We start from the raw sequence: 12,310 nt of genomic DNA on the forward strand, positions 1-12,310 counted from the left end.
CCCCGGCTTCACGCCGGGGGGAACGATCGGCCAATTACTTGCCAATCCCAAACGCATAACCAACGCCCGCAGTGACCGCAACATGGCCATAGGCACCCGTGCCACCAGATACGCCGATATTGGCATTCCAGTGTTTGCTCATCTGATAGGTGAACCGCGCACCGACTGCAGTTTGACCATCGTATTCACCGGTCTGTAATCCTACGTAACCCATACCAGGGCAAAGGGTCGGTGAACCAGGCATGGCCAGTGCAGCAGCTATACCCGAAGCTGCAAATTTGTTGGTTTGCGTAATGGCATTACCAACGGACTGATTCAACTGACTGAGGTTTACGGCATCTGTGGGGGCAGTGCCTGGTGCTACATTGGTGATCTGCCGGGTGAGCCCGGTGTGAGCATTGCCTACCGAAACTGAATCAGCCCGGTTTGCCGCCGATCCCTGGCCCAACGCGACAGAATTGGTCCCGGTGGCAGTGGTGTTGGCACCAAGAGCGGTTGCGTTGGTGCCGCTGGCTATCGCATTGTTACCCACCGCAGTGGTGGGATCGCCCGTTGCCTGAGCGCCCTCACCAATAGCTACGGAACCTGCAGTTCCCGCGACCGCATTATCTCCTATGGCAATCGCTCCATTGGCCGTGGTTGTTGCAGAACCGGCACTAGCGTTTCTACCAATAGCCATCGCCCCCGTTCCATACTTTGCAGCACCTTTTCCAATTCCTGCCACAGAAATGGCACTGTTCAGCGAGGTGATACCTGTACTGGTGGACGTGCTCAGCGAACTGATGCCGGTACTGGTAGAGGTGCTCAGTGAGGTAATGCTGCTCTTGTTGCTGGAGATGCCCGTGCTGGTGGACGTGCTCAGCGAACTGATGCCGGTACTGGTAGAGGTGCTCAGCGAGGTAATGCTGCTCTTGTTGCTGGAGATGCCCGTACTGGTGGACGTGCTCAGCGAACTGATGCCGGTACTGGTAGAGCTGCTCAGCGAGGTGATGCTGCTCTTGTTGCTGGAGATGCCCGTGCTGGTGGACGTGCTCAGCGAGGTGATGCTGCTCTTGTTGCTGGAGATGCCCGTACTGGTAGAAGTGCTCAGCGAACTGATTTTTATGCTGTTCGCGAGTATAGCGTTTGCGTTATCTGCGATAAGTGCGTCATTCGTGTAGATCTTTGCGGTATTCGCGCTTATGCCTGAAGCATTGGTGGCGATGCCAGAGCTAGCGGAGGTACTCAGCGAACCGATGCTGCTCTTATTGCTGGAGATGCCTGTACTGGTAGAGGTGCTCAGCGAACTCAGCTGACTGACGTTGACTGCGTCCGTACTCACGGTACCAGCCGCCACATTGGTGATTTGGCGTGTCTGAGTGGCGCTGCCGACGCTCACCACATTCGATGCTCCGGCCGTGCTACCCGCGCCTAGCGCCACAGAGTTATTCCCCGTGGACTGCGCCCCTGTGCCAATCGCCACGGAATTGCCGCCATTGGCAGTGGTTGCATCACCTGTCCCGCTCGCGCTCGTGTAAGCCGCAGAGGAGCCGATGGCAATATTGCCATTAGTCTGTGGGCCGCTACTGACCTGTGTGGTGGCCAGCCCACCAACGGCAATGTCGCCGGTCCCGCTGGCTGTGCTGTTGACCCCGCTGGCCGTGCTGGCCTCCCCGCTGGCCGTGCTGCCGACCCCGGTGGCCGTGCTTTCAAGTCCGCTGGCCGTGCTGCCAGCCCCGGTGGCCGTGCCGAGGGTCCCGGTGGCCGTGCTGTCAGCCCCGGTGGCCGTGCTGCTGCCGCCGCTGCTGGCGTTGCTGCCGACCCCGGTGGCCGTGCTGTTGCCCCCGCTGGCCCCGGAGGAGGCCCCAGTGGCCAGGTTGCCAGCTGAATCCTGATTTGTAGCTCCGACTGTAGCTGAATAAATAAGAGGAATATCAATGGTGGCACTCGAACCTTGACCCCCACCAACAGCCCATGCCATGGGACTCATACCAGCCAACGGAAGCGCTGCAGCCATAGCGACCACAATGATCTTCTTGTCCTTACTTACCCACCCCCTGAGCGCCTGGAGTATCTGACCCACCAGAACCTTTTCCTGTGGATATGCACCCTTTTCGGTACCATCTACGCATCCACTACGAACTATTCCTCCGGAGCCTTTCCCTCTCCGCGCGTGCTCAGAAGCTACCTGTAAACAACCCAGCGTATGATTTACAACCAGACGGTATATATGATTCATCGGAGATCTCCTTGTGTAGCGGCAGTAATTGTATCGACTCCCTGAAAGGCAAAGAGTGGTCCGAAAATACCATGCGGTTAAATGCAAGATTTCCCCGGTGGTCTATCCATCTGGCCTTGATAAATAAAAACAGGGCATTTAAGATGTGAGCATTTTTGGTGCCAGAAATATGGTATTGATATATTTTTAACTACTTGTTGTTTTTATGGAAATAATAATGTGATAAATTTCTACACAATTAAATTTAAGGTTTTTTATTTAAATAAAAATGTACCATTAATAATCAAAATGTAACTTTAATTAACCCTTAAAAATTCTCTTAAAATTATAATATTATTTAATTAGTAAAAATAAAGTTTATAACTTAACAAATTGCTAATGCACTGATAAAAACCGCCGTATGGTGCTTTAATAAACAGTCGGTTTGGTGATGTTTTTGTTAATTGCTGCAACATTTCGCCAATTATGGCTACGATCATTGTGAAGGGCGTTCTGTAACGTATTGTTTCAGCGTTCTGAGTGTGGCCAGATTGCTGGGAATCACCGCTCCTGGCTCACTGGCGACGATTGCGGCTTCCTGTTCCAACCGTTTAATAGCTTTGTGACGGATTTGTGCCACAATACCGAGCGCGACAAGTCGTATCATATTGATTCAGGTTTGTTCATGGTGTTTATGCTTGACTCCACCGGATACCTTACTAAGAGTCAGCGTTTTACTCTGGCTCTTTAACCAAAAATAGGAAATCCCCCGGCTCTGCCGGGGTGACAGTAGATGTTTGACATATAGGGGAGTCCATCGGAGAACCGACGTTGTGAGCCGCCAAGCACACGATGAAGGAGAAACCGATGGACGAAGGATTGAGCCTAAGGCACAGCAAGTGGGAGTGCAAATATCACATAGTATTTATTCCGAAGTGCCGACGTAGGGTGTTGTACGGTCAGTTACGGAATGATCTTGGGGAGGTATTTCGGGCTTTGGCCCGGCATAAGGAAAGCCGGATAGAAGAAGGGCATCTGATGGTAGACCATGTTCATATGCTGATTTCGATACCGCCGAAGTACGCAGTATCCAGTGTGGTGGGTTACATCAAGGGCAAGAGCGCGATCCATATAGCGCGGACTTACGGTGAACGGAAGCGTAATTTCGTGGGCCAGCATTTTTGGGCGCGTGGGTATTTTGTATCGACGGTGGGTAGAGATGAGGCGATGATTCGAGATTATATTCGCCATCAGGAAAAAGAGGATGAACGAGTAGATCAGTTGAACATATGGAGTTGATCCGGGCCACCCAGTGGTGGCGCCAAAACTGAGGGGCCGCGTTAGCGTCCCCGTTTTAAGCCGCTTTGAGCGGCTCACGAACTAAAGCTCCCGGCTTTGCCGGGAGATATTTACTGTATTGGAAGAGCAGGTATTACCGAAAATGAGTACACCCAGGAAATTCAAAGTATCCTTATGGCGCAGGCTGAGGACTGTTTTTGCTACTGTCATGGTTACAGGGTCCTTTGTCTTTTTGGCAGCCATGTTTCTTTCCATCATTGTTGATGTGCTCATACATGCCTGGCCAGCGCTCAATATCAAATTGTTGACAGAAATTACCAATGGTATTGGTGGTGGTCTGAAAAATGCCATTGAAGGTTCCATTATCATGTCTCTGGGCAGCTTGCTGTTGGCTGGACCCATCGGGATATCTGCAGGCATTTATCTGAGCGAGCATGGTCATCGAAATGCTGGCAAGCTGCTGCGGTTTCTCTCAGACGTTCTGGTTGGTGTACCATCCATAGTGCTGGGTTACGTGGGTTATATTACGATGGTCATTTATTTGGGTTGGCAGTTTTCAGTGGCTGCAGGAATCATCACCCTGACCGTCATGCTCCTTCCCTACATTGCCCGCTCCACGGAATTGGCGCTGAGTAACATCCCTTTGTCTGTTCGTGAGGCTGGATATGGATTAGGGGCAGGGGAGGGGCGGATTGTTTTCAAGATACTGCTACCTGGTGCCGCACCGGCGATTATGACCGGTCTTTTTTATGCGGTGGCATTATCCATGGGCGAAACAGCTCCACTTTTGTATACCGCTGGCTGGTCAAACTATATGTGGACCGGAAGTCTGACCAAGGAGCCAATCGGCTATTTGACTTATGTTATCTGGACATTCATCAACGAGCCTTTTGCAGAATCACATATGTTGGCATTTGCCGCAGCTTTCCTGATTACCGCCGGAGTGTTGATACTCATTCTTCTGGGGCGGTGGTATATGGTACGAGCCCAGCGGCGGATGGGAGCATACCGCTAAGCTGTCAGGTTGTTCAGGAAAAAACCTTCAGTACCTGGCTATCTTCTGAACCCGATAGAAGTTCTTTTGCTCTGGCAAGATGTTCAGTGGCACGGCCACGATCACTATTATCTGTCGTCTGCCAAATGGGAAACAAAGTGGTTTCTTCACGGTTTTCATGCTTCGCAAGTGAGCCGGAAAGCATTGCGCAGATGGCTGGCAGCATACCATAGTCTTTTTCGTCAAAGGTTTCTTCGACCAGGCGCGATTGCACAATAATACTGTCATGTTCAAAAAGCATATCTGCCAAGGGTCCCTGCTCTTCGCCCCCCCCAAGAACCGGACCCAGCAGATTGTTTTCCAGATGAACGTGACGACGGAGACCAATCCAGTAATCCTTGAAAATACTCTCAGCCTCAGCAATCCTGTTTTCGTTGGCTGCAGCAAGAACCTGAGCAAACTGATGATCCAGGCGATAATGGTCCCAAGTTAACAGATCAACCACATCTTTGGCTTCTGCCTCGGCTCGGGGTTGAACTTCGACCTGCCATAGTTTGCCGTCGCTTTCCATGTGCCAGGAGATGGCATCCCGCAGTTGAAAAGCTACGGCACGCATCATGGCGGCAGGATCTGAATCTGTGAGCACCTGTATTTTTTGCCCGACGGACAGACGAATGCTGGCCGCATAAACAACGGGTTGTGCTTCAGTATATGTCATTCCGCGCACATCAATCACGTTACTCAAAGGGGCCACAGCGGAAGGGTTTATGGAGTCAATCGACATGAAGGGTATCCTTGATGTTACAGAATGGTGCCCAGGGCCGGACTCGAACCGGCACGGTATAAACCGAGGGATTTTAAGTCCTGAAACCGCTTATTTTTGGGCTTTATTAATCAATATATTACTTAAAAATTAAAGTTATATCATTAAGTTACCAGCCTTCATCGTTCCTTGTCATTCCCTAATACTCCTTGTGTTTCCTGTTCTCAGTGTCATGGTATTGTCCATATTTTCTATCTATTTTAAGCCAAAAATCCACGCATTTGTTCGCGCTATTGAGAAGAACGATTATAGACGTTCAAGCGGGATAATCCTCCCAATTGTCGCTGACAAAATCATCCCGCAATGCGGTTGTTTAAGTTGGCACTACCCAGCTCCAAGAATAGATTTTACAGTGAGTTTAAAATCTTGTCGAACTACGCCACTGCCCATTTCCCTTGTGTCCCAAGTTTACTGGGCTGGGGATGTGCGTCCTTTGGTTCATATTGTCCCTGATCGTCCGTGACTACCACATCCACTATGAACTGGCTGCGGGAAGCATGAGCAGGTCAAACAGCAAAGGTGATCAACTGGTTTGAGCAGAAATCAACGCCTGGGTCAATCAAATGAAAGTTTGTGCGGTTGTGGCATGCACCTTCATCATGTATGCTAAAAACCTATATTTAAGGGGGTTTTCTATAGACCAATGAATCGGATGGATTTGATGCGCACATTGTCTGATATGGAACTGCGTAATCTCTTTGTGTTTACCAAAAGAGATATGGAAAAAATGTTTCCGAATGAAACCGACAAGGCTATGGGAAAATCCTTGCAGCGCATGGTCAAAGATCAGTTACTGATCAAGGCCGCCCGGGGGATCTATGTTTACGCGCCTGCGTTGATGCGGAACGGGGGTCGGGTCATTGAGTCGGTGGCACGGGCTTTACGACCAGGGCAGCTCAGTTATGTTTCATTGGAAAGCTTGCTCTCTGAGTATGGGCTCATTTCCCAGGTTCCTGTAAGCTACCTGACCGTCATGACAACAGGCGCAAGTGGTTTGCATAAAACACCGTTTGGAACCATTGAGTTTACGCACACGAAACGCAGCATCCCGGAAGTTCTGGAGCGTACTATTGTGGTAGAAGGCCGCCCTTTAAGGATCGCTAAAAAGCGGGCCGCCGTGCAGGATTTGTATCGGGTTGGTAGAAATACCGACATGATTGATCTGGAAGAATTGGATGATACGGAATGAAGCACAAAGATTTCAGTAGGTATGTTGATATGGCCATGGCGGGACGGGGGCTGGATGCCATGCGTCCGGTTGTCGAAAAAGAACTATTGCATTACGAGATATTTAACGCGCTCGATTCTGAGGGGCTACTGAAAAATCTGGTTTTCCAAGGGGGTACGTCATTGCGCCTTTGCCGTGGTTCAGATCGGTTTAGTGAGGATCTCGATTTCGCGGGAGGAAAGGCTTTTACCTCTGATAGCGTGAGCAAGATCAAGGCTTGTGTGACGCAGCGAGTGGGTGACCGGTTTGGTCTGGATGTTACCGTTCGTGAACCGCGTACGGCAAAGCAGGGACAAAACGTCCAGGTCGATAAGTGGACGGTGTCTGTAGAAACGCACCCGGGACGCCCTGATTTGCCGCGACAGAAAATCAAACTGGAAATCGCCAATATCCCGGCCTACACCAGAGAAGTGGTGCCATTAAGGATGAATTATTCTGTTTTGGATGGGGTGAGTCCGACGTTGGTCGTTGCTGAATCCATTCATGAGATTTTGGCCGACAAGTTAGTCGCACTGCCAACCTCTATCGCAAAAATAGATGAATATGGGATCGCCGACACCGCCGCGAGAATTCGCTATCGGGATATTTGGGACATCGCCTGGCTGACAGGACAAGGTGCCGAAGTCGATATGGAGATGGTCTGGAAAAAGGTGGCTGATTACGGCATTCAGGAATTTCCAAGATTGTTGGATCATGCTATTTCACAGATCCCTGAAATAGCGGCCAGCCATGCGTTTCGCCAACAAATGAGCCGATTTGTAGAACGGTCCAAACATGAAAAGATCTTTGGGATGCCTGGATACGAGGGCTACTTTACCCAGTCAGTGAACACCTTACTGGAAAGGGTGCTACGTGAACAGAAAATGCCTACTCAGCTATAAGCGGGCTACTCGTCGCATTGAGGGAGCAACTGGATTGACCAAGGCGCTGTCCGCCGGTTGTCCCAAGACTGATTCCAGAGATTGAGTGCCCGATCCAAGGTTCCCGGTTCCACCCGCACCAGGCAATCGCGGATCACAAATTCACTGGGAACGACATAACGTTTGTTCTCGCGCCGGCAGCCGAAACGCTCTCGGGCGGCTTGCCCCAGTCCATGGCCCAGTCCGCCATGGACTTGTAACCGGACATGCCGCAGAGCGTGGCACCGGCGGCGATCCCCAGCACGACCGATAAACGATGTCGTCTTCCTTGAGGCCTGCGAGGGTCTTTGATCTCCGAGAAGCAGAGCGGTAAAGCGCGCATTTCTTCAGCTTTGAGCATGCGATTGGGGGCTCCAGTGAGTTGCAGGTGGGTGTAGTCCGGATGGGTCAGGCGGGCTTGAGGGTCACGTACCAGGGGCCGGATAAAGACCCGTTTGGGGTGCGTCGATAGCCTTGGGTCAATCCCAGCTCTATCCAGTTGGACGCGTGGATTGTTTGCGCAGACGAACCGACATTAGGCGAAGCATCTTCCTCCCTTCCATCGTCAGTCTGCGCACGACCAACCATTTCTATGCTCTATGAAATACCAGGCGACGGCAGGAATTTTAGGGCCACACAAATAACAATCGTCTTCGAGCCAAGCGTTTTAATTTTCCGGTGTATGCTTTTGTCATGGCTTTACATATAGCCCCCCGCCGCCTACGGCGTCGACCCCAAGGGGTGTTTTTTCCGGCGGGGAGAGTGAGTGTGGTCCATTTTTATGCTCAATGATGAAAATGCAATGCTATTCACAAGCAATTAATCTGCATAAAAAAAGGAATGCATTTTGCACTATTTTACATGAAATTTCGTCGAGAAAGATGGTGCAAATTTTTCACACCTTATTTGAGTATGAAATCTGTAATGGTTCGATAGCATGATGCTCAGAATTTCTCTATCGGTTTAATTCAAATCAATATTTTTAAGCGATATTAAGATTTCCTCAGAATAGCATATGCGTATGTTTCGAATGTCTCTATTGTTCGTGTATCTTATCTGTGTATCATGAATTTATGAGGGGGGTTATTTTCAGGAGCAAGAGCTAACCTGCGCTACGCTTGTTTATTCTTGGTCATGGGATACCCCCGACACCCCCGCACCCCTGCACTATGTTTGGTGTGCTGAAAATGGAGTTTATTATGGATACAAATTCTGTTATTGCTGTAGATATTTCTCGAAATCGTCGTCATGGTCCGGTGCCATTAGATCCAGCTTTGAAGCGCGTCCATTCCGTGAACGTTCGACTTAATGATTCTGAACTGGCGGAACTTAATGCCGCTCGTGGTCCATATCAGCGTGCGGCGTGGTTGCGCATGTTAGGCATTGGAAAATTGCCTCTGACTATTCCGGCCATTAATCGGGAAGTATGGACAGCTTTATCTACGGTTATTTCTAATTTGAACCAGTACCAAGCCGCCATTAATGCGAATTTACTTCATTACACAAAATCAGACCCTATCCCATTGCACTTTCTGGAGGATTTGCTTGATCAGGTTCAGGCATTGCGCCGTGAATTGATAGGGGTTTGTGAAGATTCTGATGATGGGTCGGAGGATATCGACGATGAAGGGCATGCGTAAGGTTAAGCGCGGTCGCGGGTTTCGTGGTGTACTGGCTTATGTTTTCGGTCGTGATGATGAACACAAGGGCGAACCTAGCCTATTGCTGGGTGGCAATCTGTCAGGGACTGATCCAAGGACACTTGCCCAGGAGTTCGGCATGACCAGATCCCTTCGACCGGAGATTGAGAAACCAGTTTGGCATAACAGTTTGAGGCTTCCTTGGGGCGAATCTATAACGCATGCACAATGGGTAAAAATCGCTGATGACTACATGAACGAGATGGGTTTTAGCGATTTGCACCTCCGTTGCTATGTTTTACATGATGACGATGACGGCCAACATATCCATATAGTGGCATCCAGAATTGCGCTGGATGGTTCTTTATATCTGGGTAAAAACGAAAATCTGGAATCCACAAGGATTATTCAAGCGCTTGAGGTTGACCACCTTTTGACGATTACCAAAGGGCAGGAATATGACGATGGGAAGATTAAGATGCCGGATATTAAAGCACCTAAAAAGGGGGAGATGGAAAAGGGGCTGAGGTTGGGCGTAAAAGCGCCGCGATTGGTCCTTCAGGATTTGCTCAATGAAGCCATGAAAGAACCACAGCCTATCATGCAATTTGTGGAGTTTCTGGAGGCAAATGGGGTGGGTGTTGTGGCGAATTTGGCCGCTACCGGAAAAATGAACGGCTTTTCATTTTCGTATGGTGGGCTGAGTTTCAAGGGTTCCAGTCTGGGTGATAAATATAAATGGTCAAGATTATCGAGGGTGGTGGATTATGCGCAAGATAGAGACTTTGAAGAACTTGCCAAGCGCAAGTCAGTTGTCAGAAACGACATTGGAAACGCTGACGGTATTGCAGGCATTACCGCAAGCGATAGCCGACCGGATAACCGAAAGTCTGGAGCCGATGGAGGAAATGGCACAAGCCTTGGATCAAGGGCTGGATACCCAACGGGCGATCATGGAGCCACTGATTGCCGAGGCGATGCGGTTATTGCAGGAACGAATGACCAAATCGATGGACAGCGAAATTCGCCAGAAGGCGAAAGATTTGCAGACGGAAGTTCAGGATCTACAGACGGACAACGAAGAGATACAGGAGCAGCTTCAACAAATGACGATGTGGTTTTGGATGGCGGTGACATCCACTGCCATCCTCTCGTTGATCGTGATCGTGATGATTCTGGGAATGTTACTGTAACGGACTGGAATAGTCGCTTCAAAAAAGCCTCTGCGGCAAAGCGTCGGGCTAAAGAACAAAAGCAGGATTCACCGGATAGGCTGGTGGAATATCAACAAGTGCGGGATACAGCACACATGGCCGATTTGGTGGCTTACATGAAATCGGTGGGGTTAGAGGTCAAAAAAGACGGGGTGAAAAACTGGATTATTGACGATCGTTACCGCGTAACGAAACAGCCGGATGGTCATTACGTCTGGTGTACCTGGGATCACAGTAGAGGCGGTGACGCCATTGCTTTCTGCACCGATGAAATGGGATTGCGTTTTCAGCAAGCCATTGTTGATCTTTCAGGTAGCCGGTTGGTTCCGGCACAAGCAAAAGAATGGTCTCCGATGGATCGTTTTCCGACAGCACCCCCAATCTGTCGTAATGCGGATCCGGTGAGGCACTATCTGGAGGAGCGCGGTATCAGCCATAAGACTATCCTCCGTGCCCAAGGGGCAGGTTTCTTACGTTTTGTGGATTATAACGGGGTTCCGTCTGCAGCTTTTTGTGGCCTTGGCGATAACGGCCAATTGCGATCAATGACGGTTCGGCTGACGCAACCGATCCAGTCATTTGATGGTGAAAAACAGCTCACGAAGATTGATGTGCGGCACTCCAATAAGGCGTACCCGGCCATTTGGGATGGGGATGATCCAAGTTTTGTCTGGGTCGTGGAAGGCGGTATGGATGCCCTGGCCATTGTTGAATGGCACAAGGCCTATCAGAAGCCAATCCCCTGCATCATCGTTTCTGGCGGGGCGGGTGTGCAATCGTTTTTAGACCAGCCACATGTGCAGCAGCGGCTGAAAAAAGCCGAATCGGTTTACGTGGCCATGGATCATGAGAAAGATCCAGAGACCCAGGCCAAAACCGATGCTGCCCATGCACGGCAGATCGAAAAACTGTGTGATTTGGGTTGTGAAAAGGTCATCGCTTGGATGCCACCCGTTGGTTCAAAAGACCTTGCCGAGGCATGGAAAGCGGGCACCTTGCCCGATCCACATAACCTATTGGCACCTATGGGAGAAACGCCTCAAGAAGGAGAACTTGAAGCGCCTCAAGAAGGAGAATTTATAATGGAGGATGAAATACACGTCGCCCCGGCCGCTCTCGAGACCCAAACGTTACAGGAACGTTTGGATCTATATGACGGGTAAGGCACCGGTCAGCAAGCGTTTCATTTCCTCAAAAATCCTCTAACAAAATGATGTGTCTTTCTTTTTACGCCTGGATGAAATATCGTCGGTCGGCAGTCACCAGCGTCGTCTCCAGATGAAGCAGCGCCAACGCATGGTACAGGGTATCGAAAAGAGGATGCCCGTATCGTCGGGCAAGGTCGATAGCCCCAGCGTAAGAAGAAAATGCCTATAAGAAGCTTCACAAGTAAAAGCGTAACGACGACCAACTGACGCTATGGTAGCTGGAGAATACCCCGAAGCTTGCTGCAGGGGTTTTTATTGGCTGCGTTTAATGAGAATATTGAAGATGACTTAAGGATAACCTATACACAGTGGTCATCTCATTAATGAGCCCTAGATATGAGGACATGTCTGTCTTCGTGGTTATAAAAAATGAGTTCAGAAGGACAAGCAGTGAAAGATAAAAAAATATTCGATATCTCTAAGAACGCACAGATTATTGATTACATGCCTCTGGCAAAAAAAATGGCAATACCCTATAAAAAAAGGTTTGGAGATAAAGAGGCTCTTCGTCAGATTGAGTGGGTAGGGGGTAGAATGCTGTGGAGCGGTCGTGCCCTGAATAGGAGTTAGCTGATGGTCCCTGAAGAGCTGTTTTCTCTCGCGTTAGGATTGGTTCCGCCGTGGTTGGTGGATCATGTGACTTTCACGGTGGAGGAGAAACGCCTGGATCTGCACATCAACTTTCCCAAAGGTAGTCGCTTTGCTTGCTCCGTCTGTGGTGAGGAGTGTCCGGTACATGATACCCGTGACCATACCTGGCGGCACATGGATTTCTTCCAGCATGAAGCCTATCKCCATGCCCGTGTAC

The 12,310-nt window shown here is 49.8% G+C and carries 13 protein-coding genes, 1 tRNA gene and 1 pseudogene; 8 read left to right on the top strand and 7 right to left on the bottom strand.

What is annotated here, in order from left to right; translation table 11 throughout:
- Window positions 1–34: 34 nt before the first annotated feature.
- Together H7F11_RS14920 and H7F11_RS14925 are read right to left on the bottom strand one after the other, a co-directional pair.
- Window positions 35–2,218, bottom strand: a complete 2,184-nt coding sequence (locus H7F11_RS14920; RefSeq protein ID WP_193651631.1) for an ESPR-type extended signal peptide-containing protein — start codon at window positions 2,216–2,218, stop codon at window positions 35–37.
- A 475-nt stretch (window positions 2,219–2,693) separates the two neighbouring features.
- Window positions 2,694–2,864: a hypothetical protein gene (locus H7F11_RS14925; protein WP_193658220.1), complete on the bottom strand. Its 171-nt coding sequence runs from the start codon at window positions 2,862–2,864 to the stop codon at window positions 2,694–2,696.
- A gap of 200 nt (window positions 2,865–3,064) precedes the next feature.
- Here H7F11_RS14925 and tnpA point away from each other — a divergent pair, with 200 nt between their 5' ends.
- Complete coding sequence (gene tnpA, locus H7F11_RS14930; protein WP_193649316.1) at window positions 3,065–3,496, top strand: IS200/IS605 family transposase; 432 nt, start codon at window positions 3,065–3,067, stop codon at window positions 3,494–3,496.
- 81 nt (window positions 3,497–3,577) lie between these two features.
- Here tnpA and H7F11_RS16850 read toward each other — a convergent pair whose 3' ends face one another.
- Window positions 3,578–3,739, bottom strand: coding sequence for a hypothetical protein (locus tag H7F11_RS16850; RefSeq protein ID WP_227485551.1), 162 nt, complete (start codon window positions 3,737–3,739; stop codon window positions 3,578–3,580).
- Here H7F11_RS16850 and H7F11_RS14935 point away from each other — a divergent pair.
- Window positions 3,738–4,511, top strand: a complete 774-nt coding sequence (locus H7F11_RS14935) for a PstA family ABC transporter permease (RefSeq protein WP_227485559.1) — start codon at window positions 3,738–3,740, stop codon at window positions 4,509–4,511. The genes H7F11_RS16850 and H7F11_RS14935 overlap by 2 nt on opposite strands.
- Before the next feature lie 13 nt (window positions 4,512–4,524).
- Here the strand turns inward: H7F11_RS14935 and H7F11_RS14940 are convergent, their stop codons facing one another.
- Together H7F11_RS14940 and H7F11_RS14945 are read right to left on the bottom strand one after the other, a co-directional pair.
- A complete protein-coding gene (locus H7F11_RS14940; protein ID WP_193651633.1) occupies window positions 4,525–5,274 on the bottom strand; it encodes a hemerythrin domain-containing protein in 750 nt (249 codons plus the stop codon).
- A gap of 25 nt (window positions 5,275–5,299) precedes the next feature.
- A tRNA-OTHER gene (locus H7F11_RS14945) sits at window positions 5,300–5,376 on the bottom strand.
- A gap of 580 nt (window positions 5,377–5,956) precedes the next feature.
- On the opposite strand from H7F11_RS14945, the gene abiEi reads away from it, so the two are divergent.
- Window positions 5,957–6,502, top strand: a complete 546-nt coding sequence (gene abiEi, locus H7F11_RS14950; protein WP_193651634.1) for a type IV toxin-antitoxin system AbiEi family antitoxin — start codon at window positions 5,957–5,959, stop codon at window positions 6,500–6,502.
- The gene (locus H7F11_RS14955) at window positions 6,499–7,422 is read left to right on the top strand and encodes a nucleotidyl transferase AbiEii/AbiGii toxin family protein (RefSeq protein WP_193651635.1); all 924 of its coding nucleotides are present in this window, start codon (window positions 6,499–6,501) and stop codon (window positions 7,420–7,422) included. The genes abiEi and H7F11_RS14955 overlap by 4 nt, the downstream gene beginning before the upstream one ends.
- Before the next feature lie 133 nt (window positions 7,423–7,555).
- Here H7F11_RS14955 and H7F11_RS16855 read toward each other — a convergent pair whose 3' ends face one another.
- Together H7F11_RS16855 and H7F11_RS16860 are read right to left on the bottom strand one after the other, a co-directional pair.
- Entirely contained in the window at window positions 7,556–7,801 is a 246-nt protein-coding gene (locus H7F11_RS16855) for a transposase family protein (protein ID WP_227485553.1), read from the bottom strand.
- Between the two features lie 47 nt (window positions 7,802–7,848).
- Window positions 7,849–8,028, bottom strand: coding sequence for a hypothetical protein (locus H7F11_RS16860; protein WP_227485554.1), 180 nt, complete (start codon window positions 8,026–8,028; stop codon window positions 7,849–7,851).
- A gap of 611 nt (window positions 8,029–8,639) precedes the next feature.
- On the opposite strand from H7F11_RS16860, the gene H7F11_RS14965 reads away from it, so the two are divergent.
- From H7F11_RS14965 to H7F11_RS14980, 4 genes and pseudogenes are all read left to right on the top strand, one after another.
- A complete protein-coding gene (locus H7F11_RS14965; RefSeq protein ID WP_193651636.1) occupies window positions 8,640–9,080 on the top strand; it encodes a hypothetical protein in 441 nt (146 codons plus the stop codon).
- The gene (locus H7F11_RS14970; protein WP_193651637.1) at window positions 9,064–11,457 is read left to right on the top strand and encodes a relaxase/mobilization nuclease domain-containing protein; all 2,394 of its coding nucleotides are present in this window, start codon (window positions 9,064–9,066) and stop codon (window positions 11,455–11,457) included. Before H7F11_RS14965 ends, H7F11_RS14970 begins: the two co-directional genes overlap by 17 nt.
- A 414-nt stretch (window positions 11,458–11,871) precedes the next feature.
- On the top strand, window positions 11,872–12,072 hold the full coding sequence (locus H7F11_RS14975; RefSeq protein ID WP_193651638.1) for a hypothetical protein: 201 nt from the start codon (window positions 11,872–11,874) through the stop codon (window positions 12,070–12,072).
- 3 nt (window positions 12,073–12,075) lie between these two features.
- A pseudogene (locus tag H7F11_RS14980) lies at window positions 12,076–12,310 on the top strand (transposase family protein); the annotation flags it as partial.

The sequence above is a fragment of the Acidithiobacillus sp. HP-2 genome, assembly GCF_015100155.1.
GTDB lineage: Bacteria > Pseudomonadota > Gammaproteobacteria > Acidithiobacillales > Acidithiobacillaceae > Acidithiobacillus.